Origin of the sequence: Ancylobacter sp. (genome assembly GCF_965279025.1) — a bacterium.
In the GTDB taxonomy this organism is placed as follows: domain Bacteria; phylum Pseudomonadota; class Alphaproteobacteria; order Rhizobiales; family Xanthobacteraceae; genus Ancylobacter.
On sequence record NZ_OZ257132.1, the window covers coordinates 4524225 to 4541818 of the forward strand.

General features: G+C 67.6%; 17 protein-coding genes. 9 read left to right on the plus strand and 8 right to left on the minus strand.

Annotated elements, in window-relative coordinates:
* Positions 1 to 59: 59 nt before the first annotated feature.
* The 4 genes from otsB to ACQY76_RS21080 all read left to right on the plus strand — a co-directional run bounded on the left by otsB (position 60) and on the right by ACQY76_RS21080 (position 4876).
* Positions 60 to 839, plus strand: a complete 780-nt coding sequence (gene otsB / locus ACQY76_RS21065; protein ID WP_428030631.1) for a trehalose-phosphatase — start codon at positions 60 to 62, stop codon at positions 837 to 839.
* Positions 836 to 2632 (plus strand): glycoside hydrolase family 15 protein, encoded by a 1797-nt coding sequence (locus ACQY76_RS21070; protein WP_428030632.1) that lies wholly within the window; start codon positions 836 to 838, stop codon positions 2630 to 2632. The genes otsB and ACQY76_RS21070 overlap by 4 nt, the downstream gene beginning before the upstream one ends.
* Entirely contained in the window at positions 2617 to 4038 is a 1422-nt protein-coding gene (gene otsA, locus ACQY76_RS21075; RefSeq protein ID WP_428030633.1) for an alpha,alpha-trehalose-phosphate synthase (UDP-forming), read from the plus strand. The genes ACQY76_RS21070 and otsA overlap by 16 nt, the downstream gene beginning before the upstream one ends.
* Positions 4039 to 4107: 69 nt before the next feature.
* Positions 4108 to 4876 (plus strand): IS5 family transposase gene (locus ACQY76_RS21080; RefSeq protein WP_428030634.1). Its coding sequence is split into 2 segments (ribosomal slippage): positions 4108 to 4416 and positions 4418 to 4876, totalling 768 coding nucleotides; the frame shifts between segments, so codons are not numbered across the junction.
* 173 nt (positions 4877 to 5049) lie between these two features.
* Here the strand turns inward: ACQY76_RS21080 and ACQY76_RS21085 are convergent.
* A complete protein-coding gene (locus tag ACQY76_RS21085) occupies positions 5050 to 5964 on the minus strand; it encodes an aldose 1-epimerase family protein (RefSeq protein WP_428030635.1) in 915 nt (304 codons plus the stop codon).
* Between the two features lie 98 nt (positions 5965 to 6062).
* Between ACQY76_RS21085 and ACQY76_RS21090 the strand changes: the two genes are divergently transcribed.
* From ACQY76_RS21090 to ACQY76_RS21100, 3 genes are all read left to right on the plus strand, one after another.
* Positions 6063 to 7514: an MFS transporter gene (locus ACQY76_RS21090; RefSeq protein ID WP_428030636.1), complete on the plus strand. Its 1452-nt coding sequence runs from the start codon at positions 6063 to 6065 to the stop codon at positions 7512 to 7514.
* Between the two features lie 58 nt (positions 7515 to 7572).
* A complete protein-coding gene (locus ACQY76_RS21095; RefSeq protein WP_428030637.1) occupies positions 7573 to 7749 on the plus strand; it encodes a DUF1328 domain-containing protein in 177 nt (58 codons plus the stop codon).
* A 99-nt stretch (positions 7750 to 7848) separates the two neighbouring features.
* Positions 7849 to 7995, plus strand: a complete 147-nt coding sequence (locus ACQY76_RS21100) for a hypothetical protein (RefSeq protein ID WP_428030638.1) — start codon at positions 7849 to 7851, stop codon at positions 7993 to 7995.
* Between the two features lie 18 nt (positions 7996 to 8013).
* Here the strand turns inward: ACQY76_RS21100 and ACQY76_RS21105 are convergent, their stop codons facing one another.
* On the minus strand, positions 8014 to 9276 hold the full coding sequence (locus tag ACQY76_RS21105) for a glycoside hydrolase family 108 protein (protein ID WP_428030639.1): 1263 nt from the start codon (positions 9274 to 9276) through the stop codon (positions 8014 to 8016).
* Positions 9277 to 9563: 287 nt separating this feature from the next.
* On the opposite strand from ACQY76_RS21105, the gene ACQY76_RS21110 reads away from it, so the two are divergent.
* Positions 9564 to 9824 carry a DUF2798 domain-containing protein gene (locus tag ACQY76_RS21110; RefSeq protein WP_428030640.1) on the plus strand — a complete coding sequence of 87 codons (261 nt, stop codon included), beginning with the start codon at positions 9564 to 9566 and terminating at the stop codon, positions 9822 to 9824.
* Positions 9825 to 9879: 55 nt separating this feature from the next.
* On the opposite strand, the gene ACQY76_RS21115 is transcribed toward ACQY76_RS21110, so the two are convergent.
* From ACQY76_RS21115 to ACQY76_RS21140, 6 genes are all read right to left on the minus strand, one after another.
* On the minus strand, positions 9880 to 10338 hold the full coding sequence (locus ACQY76_RS21115; RefSeq protein ID WP_428030641.1) for a hypothetical protein: 459 nt from the start codon (positions 10336 to 10338) through the stop codon (positions 9880 to 9882).
* 13 nt (positions 10339 to 10351) lie between these two features.
* Positions 10352 to 12355, minus strand: coding sequence for an RNA polymerase sigma factor RpoD (gene rpoD / locus ACQY76_RS21120; protein WP_428030642.1), 2004 nt, complete (start codon positions 12353 to 12355; stop codon positions 10352 to 10354).
* A gap of 175 nt (positions 12356 to 12530) precedes the next feature.
* Positions 12531 to 14465: a DNA primase gene (gene dnaG / locus ACQY76_RS21125; protein WP_428030643.1), complete on the minus strand. Its 1935-nt coding sequence runs from the start codon at positions 14463 to 14465 to the stop codon at positions 12531 to 12533.
* A gap of 121 nt (positions 14466 to 14586) precedes the next feature.
* Positions 14587 to 14895, minus strand: a complete 309-nt coding sequence (locus ACQY76_RS21130; protein ID WP_428030644.1) for an AzlD family protein — start codon at positions 14893 to 14895, stop codon at positions 14587 to 14589.
* Positions 14892 to 15617 (minus strand): AzlC family ABC transporter permease, encoded by a 726-nt coding sequence (locus ACQY76_RS21135; RefSeq protein ID WP_428030645.1) that lies wholly within the window; start codon positions 15615 to 15617, stop codon positions 14892 to 14894. The genes ACQY76_RS21130 and ACQY76_RS21135 overlap by 4 nt, the downstream gene beginning before the upstream one ends.
* Before the next feature lie 49 nt (positions 15618 to 15666).
* Positions 15667 to 16122, minus strand: coding sequence for a GatB/YqeY domain-containing protein (locus ACQY76_RS21140; protein ID WP_428030646.1), 456 nt, complete (start codon positions 16120 to 16122; stop codon positions 15667 to 15669).
* Between the two features lie 252 nt (positions 16123 to 16374).
* Here ACQY76_RS21140 and carA point away from each other — a divergent pair, with 252 nt between their 5' ends.
* Entirely contained in the window at positions 16375 to 17577 is a 1203-nt protein-coding gene (gene carA / locus ACQY76_RS21145) for a glutamine-hydrolyzing carbamoyl-phosphate synthase small subunit (protein WP_428030647.1), read from the plus strand.
* Positions 17578 to 17594 lie beyond the last annotated feature (17 nt).

Consider the following 17594-nt stretch of genomic DNA (forward strand, 5'->3'; position numbering starts at 1 on the left):
GCGCGCACGGACTATCTCGCTACCTCACTGACCCCGAACCGGGCGGGTATACCGACAGCATGGCGATAGCACGAACCGCATCCGACGACGTCACACAGCTGCTGCCCCAACCCGACTGGGCCCTTTTCCTCGACATTGACGGCACGCTCATCGAGCATGCCGACCATCCCGAGGGCGTGAGCATTCCCGACGACCTGCCCGACCTTCTCGCGCGCCTCCAGGTCGCGCTCGACGGCGCGGTGGCGCTGGTCTCGGGCCGTACCATCGAATGGATGGACCGCCGTTTCGCACCCACCCGGCTCGCCGCCTCCGGCCAGCATGGCGCCGAGGTGCGCCTTGCGCCCGACGCCCCTTCCGTGCCGATCCCGCTGCCGAAATGGCGCAAGCCGCTGGAGCAGGCGCTGGGCGCCGTGCTCGCGACCTGGCCGGGCGTCTATATCGAACACAAGCCGCTGTCGCTGGCGGTGCATTTCCGCGCCGTCCCGCACTTTGGCGAGGCGATCATGGACGAGGTGATCGCGCTCGGCACCGGCATCGATGGCGGCGTCGAATTCCTCAAGGGCAAATACGTCATCGAGGTGCGCCAGGCCGGCCGCAACAAGGGCACGGCAGTGGCGGAGCTGATGAACTCGGCGCTGTTCGTCGGCCGCCGCCCGCTCTTCGTGGGCGACGACGTGACCGATGAGGACGGCTTCCGCGCCGTCCGCGCCGCCGGCGGCCTTGCCCTCGCGGTCGGCGCCCGGCCGACCGAGCAGGCCGACTTCAAGCTGGCCTCGCCTGGCGATGTCCGGCGCTGGCTGACCGACCTTCCCACCGCACTGGAGCGCGTGAATTCGTGAGCACCAATCTCGATCTGGCCGCTATCGGCAACGGCACCATCGCGGCGTTGATCGACCCCAATGGCCGCATCGCTTGGTGTTGCTGGCCGCGCATCGACGGCGACCCGATCTTCTCCTCGCTGCTCGGCGGCACGGAGCCGGAGGCCGGCTTCTGCGACGTCGTGCTGGAGGGGCAGGTCAAGGCGACGCGGCGCTACCAGACCAACACGGCGATCATCGAGACCATCCTGGAGAACGATCAGGGTGCCAAGCTGCGGATCACCGACTTCGCCCCGCGCTTCAAGCTCTATGACCGCATCTATCGCCCGGCGACGCTGGTGCGCCGCATCGAGCCGATCAACGGCATGTGCCGCGTCACGCTGCGCCTGCGCCCGCATTTCAACTGGGGCGAGGAGCGCCCGACGCCGGTGCGCGGCTCCAACCATCTGCGCTTTTCCGGCGACCACGTCACCCTGCGCGCCACCACCGACCTGCCCATCGTCTATGTGATGGAGGAGCGCCCCTTCGTGCTCAGCCGGCCGGCGACGCTGGTGCTGGGGCCGGACGAGCCCTTCCCCGCCAGCATCGCCGACACCACCCGCGGCTTCGAGGAAAAGACGCGCGAGTACTGGCACGAGTGGGTGCGCTACCTCTCCATTCCGTATGAATGGCAGGACGCCGTCATCCGTGCGGCCATCTCCCTCAAGCTCTGCGCCTTCGAGGAAACCGGCGGCATCGTCGCCGCGCTGACCACCTCGATTCCCGAGGCGCCGCACTCCATCCGCAACTGGGACTACCGCCACTGCTGGCTGCGCGATTCCTACTTCACCGTGCGGGCGCTGAACCTTCTCGGCGCCACCCGCACGATGGAAGACTATATCCGCTACCTCACCACGGTGATCGCCTCCGAGCCGTCAGGACGGCTGGCCCCGGTCTATTCCATCGTGCCGGGCACGCCGCTGGAGGAGCGCTTCGCCTCCGCCCTTCCCGGCTTCCAGGGCATGGGCCCGGTGCGGGTGGGCAACCAGGCCGGCGAACAGGTTCAGAACGATGGCTACGGCCATGTCGTGCTGGCGGCGGCGCAGATGTTCTTCGACGAGCGCCTGCCCAATCGCGGCGACAAGGCGCTGTTCGAGCTGCTGGAAAAGGTCGGCGCCCGCGCCGTGGAATTCGCCTTCGAGCCGGATGCCGGCCTGTGGGAGCTGCGCGGCAGGCGCCGCGTCCACACCTTCTCGGCGGTGATGAGCTGGGCGGCCTGCGACCGGCTGGGGCGCATCGCCCGGGTGCTGGAACTGCCCGATCGCGCGCAGTTCTGGTCGGAGCACGCCAATGAGATCCGCACCCGCATCATGGCCTTCGCCTGGGACGAGACGCGCGGCAGCTTCGTCGACGCGCAGGAAGACGGCCAGCTCGACGCCAGCCTGCTGCTGCTCGCCGAACTCGGCTTCGTGCGGCCCGACGACCCGCGCTACGTCGCCACCGTCGAGACCATCGGCCGCGAGCTCAAGCGCAATGGCTACCTCATGCGCTATGCCGGCGAAGATGATTTCGGCCTGCCCGAGACATCCTTCACCATCTGCTCGTTCTGGTACGCCGGCGCGCTCGACCTGATCGGCCGCCGCGACGAGGCGCGCGAGATGTTCACCAGCCTGCTGGCGCGGCGCAACCCGGCGGGGCTGCTGTCGGAGGACATCGACAACCAGACGCTGGAGCTGTGGGGCAACATCCCGCAGACCTATTCCATGGTGGGCCTGATCGACACCGCCATGCGGCTGTCGAAGACATGGGAGGAAGCCTTTTGGCGCGGCTCGTAATCGTCTCGAACCGGGTCGCGTCTCCCAAGGAGCGCGCGGCGAAGGCGGGCGGATTGGCGGTCGCACTGCGCGAGGCCCTCGGCCAGCGGGGCGGGCTGTGGTTCGGCTGGAGCGGCGAGACGCAGGTCGACCCGCCCGACGAGCCGAAGATCTTCCGCTCCGGGCGCGTCACCTACGCGCTGCTCGACCTCGATCCCGAGGACCAACGCGCCCATTATGCCGGCTACGCCAATGGCACGCTGTGGCCGCTGTGCCATTACCGGCTCGGCCTGCTCACCTTCCGCAAGGCGGACTGGGAGGGCTATCGGCGGGTGAACGAGCATTTTGCCCGGGCGCTGCTGCCGCTTCTCAAGCCCGACGACATCATCTGGGTGCACGACTACCACTTCATCCCGCTCGCCGCCGAACTGCGCAAGCTCGGCTTCGAGGGGCGGATCGGCTATTTCCATCACATTCCGTGGCCGACGCCGGAGGTCTATCTCAGCCTGCCCTCGCACGCCGCCCTCGTGCAGGACCTGTCGCATTACGACCTCGTCGGCCTGCAGACCGAGAACGACGTGCGGGCGCTGCTGACCTATATCTCGTCCGAGGTGCGCGGCTGGATCGCGCCGGGCGGCACGGTGGGCCTGAAGGACCGGCGCTTCCGCGTCGCCGCCTACCCGATCGGCATCGATGCCGAGGCTTTCGTCAAGGATGCGAAAAAATCGGTCGGCAGCGAGGAGGAGCGGCGGCTCAACGAGAGCCTTGCCGGCCGCACCCTTGCAGTGGGCGTCGACCGGCTGGACTATTCCAAGGGCCTGCCCGGCAAGTTCGCCGCCTTCGGTGAGTTGCTGCGCGGCTACCCCGAGCACCGCTCCAAGGTGACGATGATGCAGGTGGCGCCGCTCTCGCGCAGCGAGGTGGCCGAATATCAGGCGCTGCGCCGCGAGCTGGAGGAGCTTGCCGGCGCGATCAATGGCGAGTTCGCCGAGTTCGACTGGGTGCCGCTGCGCTATCTCAACCGCCCCTTCCAGCGCGCCACGCTGGCCGCCATCTACCGGCGCTCGCGCATCGGCGTGGTGACTCCGCTGCGCGACGGCATGAACCTCGTCGCCAAGGAATATGTTGCGGCGCAGAACCCGGAGGATCCCGGCGTGCTCGTGCTCTCCCGCTTTGCCGGGGCGGCGGATGAGCTCAAAGGCTCGCTGCTGGTCAACCCTTACGACATCGAGGGCATGGCGGACGCGATGAACCGCGCGCTGACCATGCCCATCAATGAGCGGCGGGAGCGCTGGCGCGCCAATATGGACAAGGTGGAAAACAACACCATCCACCATTGGTGCCAGCGCTTCATCGACGAACTGACCCACGTCACGGAGCATTTCGGCCCGCCCCCGGAGCCGCGCGCCGGCGCAAGGCCGCTCTAGGTCACAGACCCATAAACGGGATTCCCTTTTGGGTCGGAGGCTGATTCATTTCTCCTGATGGAGGATGAGATGGCCCGCTTTGATCTAACGGATTTCGAGTGGTCGGTGATCCAGCCGCTTTTGCCGAACAAGCCGAGGGGCGTGCCTCGGGTGGACGACCGGCGCGTGCTGAACGGGATTTTCTGGCGACTTCGGACCGGGGCGCCGTGGGCCGACATTCCCGAGCGCTACGGCCCGCACACGACCTGCGTGAACCGCTTCAACCGCTGGCGCAAGGCGGGGGTCTGGGATCGGCTTCTGGAAGCGGTGTCAAAGGCTTACGATGGCGACATCCAGATGATCGATTCCTCCAGCATCCGCGTGCACCAGCACGCCGCCAACGCCCAAAAAAAGACGACCGATCCGGTTGCATGGTCGCTCGCGGGGCGGCCTGACAACGAAGATCCATGCTCTGGTGGATGCCGAAGGCCTGCCGATCGCCCTGAAATTGACCGAGGGCCAGGCTCATGACGGACGCAGCGCCCGCGACATGCTCGGCGCGCTTGTCGATGGCCAGACCCTCCTGGCCGACCGCGCCTATGACAGCGACGAACTCCGGCAAAGCCTGCGCGAGCGAGGCGCATGGGCCAACATCAAGCCCATGCCGAACCGCAAGAACGTGCCAGCCTTCAGCCCCTTCTTGTATCGCTATCGCAACCTCGTCGAGCGCTTCTTCAACAAGATCAAGCACTACCGCGCCGTTGCGACCCGATACGACAAGCGACCTGACAATTTCCTCGCCGGCGTAAAACTCGCATCACTCAGAATATGGATGCGGTTTAATGAGTCGGTCGCCTAGGCGCCCTTCCACATCCGTTGGCCATCGTCATCCCGGCCACCGCCGTAGGCGGAGAGCCGGGATCGCCTACGTTATCCGTGTCGATCCCAATGGGGCCTGCGGTCCGTCCGGGATGACGCCGGTGGAACCGCCGCCCGACCGGCTTCAGCTGCGGCCGGCAGGCCTCCCCGGTGTTAAACGGCCGCCTCGTGCGGCCCGATCAGCCGTCCGACATCGGGCAGCCAGCGGATCGCCATGGCGAAGCGCTTGGCGGCGCCGGGGGCGATCAGCGACAGGCCGGGCTTCTCCGTGAATTCGGACGGGCCGCCTTCGGGCGAGGCGTAACCGGCCCACGGCTCGATGCACAGGAACGGCGCGCCGGGCTTCGACCACAGCCCGAGATCCGGCATGTCGGGGAAGGCGATCTCCAGCCCTGGCTCTCCGGGCACGCCGAAGCGCACATGGTGCGAGCGCAGGCCGAGGAAGATCAGCGCGTCGCGCTCGAACAGCGCGTCGCTCGGCTCCAGGATCGCGTCGATCGCCGGATTGGCCTCGGTCTCGCGCGAGAGCAGCCCGCCGATCGGCCGATGGATCGCCTCCACCTCGGCCTTCTCGAACACCAGCCGGTGGTCGGCCCGGGTGCCGCCATACGGCAGCGGCCAGCGGACGGCCGGGTGGAAGCCGACGCTCGCTGGCAGTTCCACATCCCCGGTGTTGGCGACCTCGACCGCGACCGTGAGGGTCGCCTCCACCAGCGTGTAGGTGACGGTGAGCGAGAACTGGAACGGGTACTGCTTCAGCGTCTCATCGTCCGCATGCAGCGCCAATCGCGCCTCGCGCTCCGTCGCCTCCTCGATGGTGAAGGCGCGGCGGCGGGCAAAGCCGTGCTGCGCCATGGGGTAGACCGCGCCTTCATGCAGAAGCTGGTCGTTCGGCAGCCGGCCGACGATGGGGAACAGCAGCGGCGCGCGGCCGGTCCAGAAGGCCGGGTCGCCGTTCCACAGAAGGTCCCGCCCCTCGCGATCCCGCAGGGCGACCATCTCCGCCCCCTGCGCGGAAATCTCCACGTCCAGAAAATCCGATTTCAGCTTCACCGGCCCGTCGCCCATACCAATCCCCGTCTCGACATCGCCAAAGATCAGGTCTAACCGGACCTTGCGGAATAACGATTCCGCGCGCCCGTCACCCTCATCGTCCGGTTTCCATCATGGCCCAGACTCTCGGCCCTGTCGCCGCGCTCCTGCTCGGCGTGTTCTTTCTGGTAACCGGAAGCGGCCTGCAGAATACCCTGCTGCCTCTGCGCGGTGCCTTCGAGGGTTTCAGCGCCATCAATCTCGGCATATTGGGGTCGAGCTATTATCTCGGTTTCGTGGTCGGCTGCCTTGCCGTGCCGCATCTGGTGCGCCGCACCGGCCACATCCGCGCCTTCGCCGCCCTCACCTCCGGGGTTGTGGCGATGATGATGGCGCACCCGCTGTTCGTCGATCCGCTGTTCTGGTTCGTGCTGCGCGCCATCACCGGCTTCTGCTTCGCCGGGCTCTATCTGGTGATCGAGAGCTGGCTGAACGATCGCGCCACCAACCAGACGCGCGGCTTCGTCATGAGCGCCTATGTCATCGTCGACTATGCCGCGCTCACCGCCGGCCAGATGATGATCACGCTGTACCCGGTGCGCAGCTTCGACCTGTTCGCCATCGCCGCCATCCTGTTCTCGCTCGCCACGCTGCCCGTGGCCATTGCCTCCAGCAGCCAGCCGGCGCCCATCGAAACGGCGCGCATCCGCCTGCCAAGGCTTTTCAAGGCAGCGCCGGTGGCGATGGTGGGCTGCTTCGTCATCGGCCTCACCAACGGCTCGCTCTGGTCGCTGGGGCCGATCTTCGGCATTGGCCGCGGCATGACCGCCGACGGCGCGGCGACCTTCATGAGTGCGGTAGTGGTGGCCGGCGCGCTGGCGCAATGGCCGATCGGCTATTTCTCCGACCGCATGGACCGGCGGCGCATTCTCGCCGCGCTACTGGTGGGTGCCATGCTGGCGGGGCTGGCGCTGGGCGCCCTGCCCTTCGGCCTGCTCGGTCTTGCCGTGATCGGCATGTTCTACGGCGCCCTGTCGCTGCCGGCGTATTCGCTGGCCGCCGCCCACGCCTATGACCGCACCGCCCCTTCGGAGGCGGTGGAGACGGCGGCAGGGCTGCTGCTGCTCTACGGCATCGGGTCGGTGATCGGCCCGGCGCTCGCCTCGCTGGGCATGCAGCACTACGGGCCGGGCGCGCTGTTCTTCTTTACGGCGGGCGCCTACCTGCTGCTGCTGGTGTTCGTGCTGTGGCGCATCTTCGTGCGCGAGAGGCGCCGGCAGATCGACATCAAGAGCGAGCCGATCGCCTCGGCCGCGACCGGCACCGTGCCGCGCCCGGAGAAGGAGCGCCGGGACAAGGCCCGGCCCGAGCCGACGCTCTCGCGGCTGCGCCGCTGGCGCCGCGCCTCCACGCCCGCCGCCCCGGCAGCCCCGGCGCGGCCCGCCGCTTCCTCGCCAGCATCGCCCGCGCTGCAGTCGGGTGATGCCAAGCCTGCTGATGAAAGGCCGGCTGATGAAAAGCTGGACGATGCAAAACCCCGCGACAGCTTCCCCACCGCGCAGGACGGACGTTCCGACGGCGCGTAAGTACCCTGGAACCTAGGGCCACATCGCCCGTTAAAGCCGCGCATAGGGGCAGCGCCGCATGATCAAATACGCCGTCATCTTCCTCGTGATCTCCATCATCGCCGGCGCCATCGGCTTCACCGGCGTGTCGGCGCTGGCCCGCAAGATCTCGCTGCTGCTGTTCGGGCTGTTCTTCATCGGCTTCCTGCTGCTGATCGGCTTCGCGGTTCTGGTCGACCATGCGGTAACGCCCTGAGAACAGGCGCGCCGCGCCGAGAGGACGGCACCCGATTGATATAGCGCAAGGCGCCGCCCCCTCGCGACGCTAGCCTCCGGGATAACAACGGAGGATGCCATGCCAATCGAAACTGTGCCGCTCGCGACCATCATCTTTGTCGCCGGAATCGTGATCGCCTTCGGCGGCTTCGCCGTCACCCTCGCCTGGGTGGAAGCCTCCACCCGGTCGGTGCGCCGCAGCCATCATCCGATTCCGGGCGAATGACCGGCGACGCGGCGGGCGTCAGGCCGCCAGCCGTTGCGTGCCGGCCATGCCGAGCGCGAGTTGCTCGACCTTGTTGGCGCGGTTGATCCAGCCCTTCTCGAAGCGCGCCTTGTCCAGCCCTTCGTAGAAATCGCGCCGCGCCTGCGAGAAGCGCCGGACGATCTCCGCCGCCTCGCGCCGGCGCGTCGCCTCCAGCGTCACCGGGCCGATGGAGCCATCGGGGGCGGTGCCGACGATGGACTGCAGCATCTTCACCGCGCGGGCCGGGCCGGCATTGACGCCGTGGTCGAACACCACGAGATCGACCCCCGGCGGAAGCTGCTCGCATTTCATCACGTTCCAGTACAGCGAGCGGTAAATGTCCTTGGCCTCGTCCTTCGTGAGCTTGGCGACATCATCGACGGAGGCCTCGTCGCCGCGATAGGCCGAGAGGGTGCGGATGGTGATGCCGAACTTGGTCGCCCCGCCGGGATCGAACTTGTCGTTTGAAAAGCCGCCCTCGCCGCCGAACACGATTTCAAGGCAGGCTTGGAACCGCGCGGCGGCCGCGTCAGTCCGCTCCGCCTCGCTCGCAGGGGTCGGGCCGGCCTTGCGCCCGGCGATCTCCTCCGCCTGACGCGTCTGGGCGCGGATCACGGTGCTGGTCTGGTCGGCAAAACGCTCCTGAAGCTGGAAGGACGCGGTGTCCTTGGCGCGCGAGGAGGCGGACGAGCCGAGGTGGTAGCTCACCACGGTGGCGAAGGCCGAGACCAGCCCGCCGATCACGATGTTGATGAGCTGGAGCAGCGGCGCATTGTCGGTGAAGGGCGACTTGTTCTCGGGCGTGACGGGCTGGAGCAGCACCCAGAGGATCCAGAAAAAGCCCACCACGATGATGATCGAGATGACGATCGGCGCCCAGGCGAGCGGGTTGCGCGCGCTGGCCAGTGCCAGGAACGTGCCGCGGGCGTCGTGACGGTCCTGGTCGTCGCGCTCGCGATGCGCCAGGTTGTTCGCTGCGGCGCGGCTTTCGCGCTCGATGAGAAGGCGCAGTTCCTCCAGATCGGCCTGCCGCTGCGCGGCCTCGCCCTCGGCGGCGATGCGGGCCAGTTCCAGCTTCAGTTCATTGGCGAGCTTGGGATCGGCGGCGATCTTGTCCTCGGCCTTCTGGGCGTCCTTCGTGCCGGTGGCTTTCTCGATCGCCTTGGTGACGGCATCGATGACCGACGCCGATTTCGGCCCCAGGGCCAGCTTGAGAATCTCGGGAAGTATCGAGCCGGCAAGCACGACAAACGGGTTCATGGACGCCTCCCCCTGCACAATCTAAGATTGAATTAGGCGGAGGTATAATGTCAAGGTTGTCATCACTGCGCGGCGGCCGCGCCGGCATGGCGGCAGGCTTGTGTCCCCGGCGGCAACGTTCATCGGCGCCTCTGGCGCGTCGGCGGCCGGTCGGCTATAAGCGGAGCCGCTGGCGTTCGCGCCGGCCGTAAGCGTCCGACGTCAGGCAACGCATCCAACCCGGTTCCGGCCGGCCGGATGCGCATGGCGGTCCGGGCCTGCCGGGACCATCCGAACGAGGATGGCCCATGCCAACTCCTGCCTTCCCTTCCCGCAAGCTGCCGGCGCGTTACGCCGCCATTCTGCTGCCGCTCGTGCTGTCGGTGCTGATGACCTTCGTGGTCTCGGCGATTGCAACGTTGCGCAGCCTCGGGGCCGGCCCCGACTTCCTCGCCACCTGGCCGGTCGCCTGGGGCCTGTCGTGGCTGGTCGCCTTTCCCACGCTGCTGCTGGTGCTGCCGGTGGTCCGGCGCATCGTCGCGCTGCTGGTGGAGCCGCCCGGACGCTAGGCCCTTCTCCGATCAAGCGAAAACCTGGTCGGCGCCGTCTGCGGCCGGGCGAGTTCTAGCTTTTGCCGCCATCATCCATCACGTGGAACACATGCAGCACGTGGTGGATGATCGGCGCCAGCACGACGCCGGTCGCCAGCACGATGATGAGGCCGCAGAAGATGGCATAGGTGCCGGCAAAGGCCTTGCCGGCGGCGCTGTGCAACTCGCTTACCGGCCCCATGCCCGACAGGATCATCGCAGCGTTCACATAGGCATCGATGAGGCTCATGCCCTCGAAGCCCATATAGCCGAGAATGCCGATGGCCAGCCCGAACAGCATGATGGCCAGCCACACGCAGACCGACAACGCCATGCGGGTGATGAAGACGCGCCGCGTGGCCAGGGGCTGGCCGAGGCGCTCGAAGAACGCGCGCGCACGTCCGGAACGGCCCGGCGGGGATTGCCGCGCCGGGCCTGTCGTCGGGGATGTGCGGCCGGTCATGTCCTTGCGCGCGGCAACCTTGCGCGCCATGACCGCCGGCGCCTCAATTGTCGAGGAAGCTGCGCAGCTTGCGCGAGCGGCTCGGGTGCTTGAGCTTGCGCAGCGCCTTCGCCTCGATCTGGCGGATACGCTCGCGCGTCACCGAGAACTGCTGGCCGACCTCTTCCAGCGTGTGGTCGGTGTTCATGCCGATGCCGAAGCGCATGCGCAGCACCCGCTCCTCACGCGGCGTAAGCGAGGCCAGAACGCGGGTGGTGGTTTCGCGCAGATTGCTCTGGATCGCCGCGTCGATCGGCAGGATGGCATTCTTGTCCTCGATGAAGTCGCCGAGATGGCTGTCTTCCTCGTCGCCGATCGGCGTCTCCAGCGAGATCGGCTCCTTGGCGATCTTGAGGACCTTGCGCACCTTCTCCAGCGGCATGCCGAGCTTCTCGGCCAGCTCTTCCGGGGTCGGCTCGCGGCCGATTTCGTGCAGCATCTGGCGCGAGGTGCGCACGATCTTGTTGATCGTCTCGATCATGTGAACCGGGATGCGGATGGTGCGGGCCTGGTCGGCGATCGAACGGGTGATCGCCTGCCGGATCCACCATGTAGCGTACGTCGAAAACTTGTAACCCCGCCGGTACTCGAACTTGTCGACCGCCTTCATCAGGCCGATATTGCCTTCCTGGATCAGGTCGAGGAACTGCAGGCCGCGGTTGGTGTATTTCTTGGCGATGGAGATGACGAGGCGCAGGTTGGCCTCCACCATTTCCTTCTTGGCTTGCCGGGCTTCCTTCTCGCCCTTCTGCACCATCTGGACGATCTTGCGGAATTCCAGGATTTCCAGCCCGGTCTCGGTGGCGAGGGCGTGGATTTCCGAGCGCAGATCCTTGATGCCGTCGAGCTCCTGCCCGACAAAGCCCTTCCAGCCGCGCGAGGTCAGGTTCTTCACCCGGGCGACCCATTTCGGGTCGAGCTCGGAACCCTGGTACTGGCGCAGGAAGTCCTCGCGCGAGACGCCGAAGCTCTCGGCCAGGCGCATCAGCCGGCCTTCCAGCGAGACGAGGCGCTTGTTGATGTCGTAGAGCTGCTCGACGAGGTTGTCGATGCGCGCCTGGTTCAGCGACAGCGACTTCACGTCGATGATCAGCGCGTCCTTCAGGGTCTTGTACTTGCGGTCCTGGGACGGCGAAAGGCTCTCGTTCTTGAGCTTGGACTCGACGTTCTGGTCCTGCAGGCGGCGCAGCTTCTTGTAGGCGTCGGCGATACGGTCGAAGGTTTCCAGCACCTTCGGCTTGATCTCGGCTTCCATCGCCGCCAGCGACAGGGAGTTCTCCATGTCGTCGTCGTCATCGCCGGCGATAGTCTCGCCGATGGTGGGCTCGCGCTCCTCCTCGGCCTCGGGCGCCAGCGTGCCGCCCTCGACGATGGGGGCATTCTTGGCCTCGGGGCCGGCATAGGTCGCTTCAAGGTCGATGATGTCGCGGAGGAGTACCTTGCCCTCCACCAGTTCATCGCGCCAGATGATGATGGCCTGGAAGGTCAGCGGGCTCTCGCACAGCCCGGCGATCATCGCCTCGCGGCCGGCCTCGATGCGCTTGGCGATGGCGATTTCGCCCTCGCGGGAAAGCAGCTCGACCGAGCCCATTTCGCGCAGATACATGCGCACGGGATCGTCGGTGCGCTCGCCCGGCTCGGACTTGGTCTCGGAGCGGATGACGGTACGCGAGCCGGTCTCGGCCAGCTCGCCGCCACTACCCTCTTCCTCTTCCTCGGCCGCTTCGGCGGGGGCTTCCTCGCCTTCCGCCTCGGCCTCGGCTTCCTCCGCCTCGACGACATTGATGCCCATCTCGTTGAGCATCGCGTAGATGTCCTCGATCTGGTCGGAGGTGTTCTGTTCGGAGGGGAGAACCTCGTTCAGCTCGTCATACGTCACATAGCCGCGCTTCTTGGCGAGCTTGATCATCTTCCGGACGCCAGCATCCGAAAGGTCCAGCAACGGGCTGTCCGGGGTGTCGCCGTCCTTCTCGGGGGCTTCCGTAGCTTCCGCTGCCTGCTTCGCCATGCGTTTGTGCTCCTCAAGCGCCGGCGGCCTGCGCCCCGGCGTGCGACGGCGGCCCTTGCGGCGCCGCCCTTCGATCGTTCAACTCGGCGCCCCGCGCACTGGCTGGCGAGAGACGCAAACAGGGCTACACGCACCACGCGGCTGGAGACGCGCAGGCGAGCAGCCCGGAGGGATCCTACATCGTCCGCGCCGGTCGACCCGATGCGGCGCCGAACCCCTCTACCAAAGCCTCGGTTCCGTCAAGTGCCGCGAGCTGACTTTGTACGTCGAGAAAACGCGCCCAGTTGATATCGGTGGGCTCTTCCGCAAGGCGTTTCTCGGCTTCTTTCAGCTCCTTAGATAGGGCGTGGCCCCGCCGGTGCAAGACCAGCCTCTGGTTCCACCACAGTTCGACATCGACCCGCCCGGCATCGGAAAAGGCCGGCCAGTCGTGCCGCGCCACCGCCATTCGCGCCAGCCGTGCGACCAGCGGCGCCAGTCCCTGCGCCTCCAGCCGCGCGCCCAGGCGCTCGGAATCCTCGGTGTCGCCGTCCATATGGGCGTCGAGCAGCGCGCGCCGCAATTCGGCGATCTCCCGGTTGGCCAGAGAGAGGCCGGAGAGTTCCTCCGCGCACTGGTCGATCAGCCACGGGTGGTTGATCAGCGCGAACAGCAGCAGCGCCTCGTTGCGCGGCATTTCCGCCGCCGCCCCGCGCACCAGCGCCGAGCGGCGCATGGTCTCGCCTACCCCCGTCCGCCCGGTCAGCGCGCGCGGCGCGCCGGGGCGGCGGCCGCCCTTGCCGGCAAAGCGCCCCTGATAGTCCCCGCCGGCGCGGCGACCACCGTCCGCCTGCACGGATTGCGGCGCGAAGAGCCGGCGGAAGCGGTCCATCAGCTCGGCGCGGTAATGCTTGCGCACCGTCTCGTCGCCGATGACCTTGACGATCTCGCCGATGCGCGCCTCCAGCGCCGCGCGGCGCTCGGGCGTGTCGACGCTCGCGCTCTCCAGCTCGCGCGCCCACAGCACATCCGCCAGCGGCCGGGCCTGCGCAAGAATGGCGTCCACCGCCTCGCGCCCGCCGCCGCGCACCAGGTCGTCCGGGTCCTGCCCCTCGGGCAACATGCCGAAGGAGAGGCTGACCCCGGGCTTGAGATGCGGCAGAGCGAGGTCCATGGCCCGCCAAGCGGCGCGGCGGCCGGCCTTGTCGCCGTCGAACAGCAGCACCGGCTCGGGCGCCATCTTCCACAGCAGCGCCAGTTGATCCTCGGTCAGGGCCGTGCCGAGCGGAGCGACAGCCCCGGCAAAGCCCGCCTCGACCAGGGCGATGACGTCGACATAGCCCTCCGCCGCGATGACCGTCGCGCCATTATGGGCAGCAGTGCGGGCGTTGAAGGCGTTGTAGAGCAGCGAGCCCTTGTGGAAGAGCGGCGTCTCCGGGGAGTTGAGGTATTTCGCCGGCACGTCCTTTTCCAGCGCGCGCCCGCCAAAGGCCACCACCCGCCCGCGCAGATCGGTGATCGGAAAGATCACCCGGTCGCGGAAGCGGTCATAGGGGATGGCGATGTCTTCGGCGGAAATCAGCAGACCGGCCTCGACCATGTCCTCGACCGGCACGCCGCGCGAACCCAGCGCTTCCTTCAGCGCGAATCGCTCGGGCAGCGCATAGCCGAGGCGGAAGCGCCCCTGCACCGAGGGGCCAAGCCCGCGATCGGCGAGATAGCCGCGCCCTTTCGCACCGCTCCGTCCCTGCAGCATGGCCTCGAAATACTGCGCCGCGAGTTCCATCACCTCGTGCAGCGTCTTGCGCCGGCTCTCGCGCTTCTCCTCCTCGCGCGACTGCACCGGCATGGGGACGCCGGCCATGGAGGCGAGCCGCTCCACCGCTTCCGGGAAAGGCAGGCCCTCGACCTCCATCAGGAAGTCGAACTGGTCGCCATGCTTGCCGGAGGAGAAGCAGTGGTAGAAGCCCTTCTGGTCGTTGACATAGAAGGACGGGGTCTTCTCGGGATTGAACGGCGACAGCCCGCGCCATTCGCGCCCCTGCTTCTTCAGCTGCACGCGCTTGCCCACCACCTCCGACACCGGGAGGCGGGTGCGTATCTCGTCGAGGAACGAGGGCGGGTAGCGCATGGGGCAGTGGACTCGAAGGTGGAGGGCCGGTCTCGCATCATAGCAGGGCGGCAGCGTAGCGCGGGCACGCGGGCCACAGATGGCGCCGAAGGGCCGGCAGCTTTCCCCGTTGTCCCCGCTGTCAGCTCACGCCCATATAGGCACGCCACAGCGCCGCCGCGAGGATGCCGAGCGCGATCGCCGGCAGCGCCTTGCGCAGCACGAGCGTGCCGACGATCGCGACAGCGACCGCCAGATACCCTTCCGGCCCGCCGCGTACCGTCGCCGGCACCACCAGCGCCACCAGCACCGAGCCGGCGAGATAGCGCAGGAACGCCTCCACCCGCGCCGACATCGGCACAAAGCCGACGAGGAAGATCCCGCCCGCCCGCGTCGCATAGGTGACGAGGGTCATGGCGAAGACGACCAGCAGGGCGTTGGCGGTGCTCATCTGCGCTTCATCTCGTCGCGAATGAGGCCGGCGACGCCGCCGGCGAGCCCGCCGACCATCACGTGCCAGTTCGGCGGCAGGAACCACACCGCGCCCATCGCCGCCAGCCCGGCCACCAGCCACGGCAGATCATCGATCCGTCCGCGCCGAATCGCCACCAGCGTGGTTGCGAAGAAGGTCACCAGCACGAGGTCGAGCGCGTAGGTCTTCACGTCGTCCAGCGTCAGCCCGCCGGCCACCGCGCCGATCGCCGTGGCCGACACCCAGGTCACCCACATGAGGGCGCCGCCGCCGACGAGATAGCCGAGATCCCGCTCGCCCTTGCGCTCGGCGGCGATCAGCGCCGCCCAGTTGAGATCGCTGAGCAGCGTCATGGCGCCATAGACCTTCCACGCCGGAAGTCCCCGGCACAGCGCCCGCAGCGAGGCGCCGAGCAGGATGTGTCGCGCATTGATGGCGAAGGTCGCCACCAGCAGCGGCAGCCACGGCACGGGGCTCGTCCACAGGTCCAGCACGGCGAACTGCGCGGCACCCGCGAACACCACCATGCTCATCAGTGCCGCGACCCACCCCTCGAGCCCGGCCCCGCGCGCCGCTATGCCGAAGGCGATGCCGAACACGAACACCGGCGGCAGCACGGCAAGAATCGCCCGCGCCCCGCGCCGGCACCCCGCCCAGGTGAGCGTGGCCCGGCGCGGGACGTGTTGGGAATCTGGTGGCATGGCTGGATACGCGGATCAGAAAACCGGGATGTGCGTGCGGCGCCGCCGCTCACGCGGTAAGCAGCGCCTTCACCGTGCCGCTGGCCTTGCCGAAATCCATCACGCCCGTGTGGCGCTCCTTCAGCGCCGCCATGGTGCGGCCCATGTCCTTGAGGCCATGCGCGCCGATATCGGCGATGACAGCGGCGACCGCCGCCTGCGCTTCTGCCTCGGTCATCTGCGTGGGCAGGAAGGACTGGATGACGAGGATTTCCTCGCGCTCCTGCGTGGCCAGCTCGGCGCGGCCGGCCTCCTCATAGACCTTCGCCGATTCCTCGCGCTGCTTGATCATCTTGGCGAGCAGGCCGAGCAGTTCGTCGTCGGAGAGCGGGTCCTTGCCATGGCCGCGCGCCTCGATGTCGCGGTCCTTGATCGCGGCATTGACGAGGCGCAGCGTGCCGAGACGCAGCTTGTCCTGCGCCTTCATGGCCTGTTTCAGCGATTGGTTGATCTCGTCGCGCAACACTTTGATTAAGCCTTCCTGCAATCCGCGAGACGGCGCGCCCGGCCTGTCTGCCGGACCGCACGCCACTCGCGCCAATGGATGTTCGCCCCATGGGATCGCGGCCCATTCCGGCGGTCGCCGCGTCTCGCGCGTGCGCCGCGCCGGGTCTCGGCGCAGCCATCCGCAATTCGTGGGCCAGATACGCAGCGGGAAGGCTGGCATCCGGCGCGGCAACGGACTAATTAGGGCACACGATGACAGGGAACAAGATCAATGAACGGTAGCGCTGAACAGCACACCGGCGATGACGTGTGGGCCGAGCCGCTCGCGACCGCCGTCCTCGTCCTGGCCGATGGCACGGTTCTGGAAGGTTTCGGCCTCGGCGCCACCGGGCAGGCGGTGGGTGAAGTATGCTTCAACACCGCCATGACCGGCTATCAGGAAGTGCTGACCGATCCGTCCTATGCCGGGCAGATCATCACCTTCACCTTCCCCCATATCGGCAATGTCGGCACCAATGAGGAAGACGTCGAGACCATCTCGATGGCCGGCGCCTCCGGCGTGCGCGGCGTCGTGCTGCACTCGGCCATCACCGACCCGTCGAACTACCGCGCCACCCGCCATTTCGACGCGTGGCTGAAGGCGCGCGGCATCATCGCCATCTCCGGCATCGACACCCGCGCCCTCACCGCGCTGATCCGCGACGGCGGCATGCCGAACGCGGTCATCGCCCATGCGGCAAACGGCCAATTCGACCTGCCGGCGCTGAAGGCGGAAGCGGCGCAGTGGCCCGGGCTTGAGGGCATGGACCTCGTGCCGATGGTGACCACCGCCCAGCGCTTTTCCTGGGATGAGACCACCTGGAGCTGGCCGGACGGATTTGGCCGGCAGAACGCCCCCGCCCACCATGTCGTCGCCATCGACTACGGCATCAAGCGCAACATCCTGCGCCTGCTGGCCCGCGCCGGCTGCCAGGTGACGGTGGTGCCCGCCACCACCTCGGCGGAAGAGATCATGGCGCTGCAGCCGGATGGCGTGTTCCTGTCCAACGGCCCGGGCGACCCGGCGGCCACGGGCGAATATGCCGTGCCGGTGATTCGCGAGATCATCGACCGCGGCGTGCCGACCTTCGGCATCTGCCTCGGCCACCAGATGATCGGCCTCGCGGTCGGCGGCCGCACGGTGAAGATGCACCAGGGCCACCATGGCGCCAACCACCCGGTGAAGGACCAGACCACCGGCAAGGTCGAGATCACCTCGATGAATCACGGCTTCGCCGTGGATCGCGACAGCCTGCCGGCCACCGCGCAGGAAACCCATGTCTCGCTGTTCGACGGCTCCAATGCCGGCATCGCGCTGACCGACAGGCCGGTGTTCTCGGTGCAGTATCACCCGGAAGCCAGCCCCGGCCCGCAGGACAGCCATTATCTGTTCGACCGATTCGTCGCGATGATCGCCAGGAACAAGGCGGCCTGATCGCCCGACATCGCCGC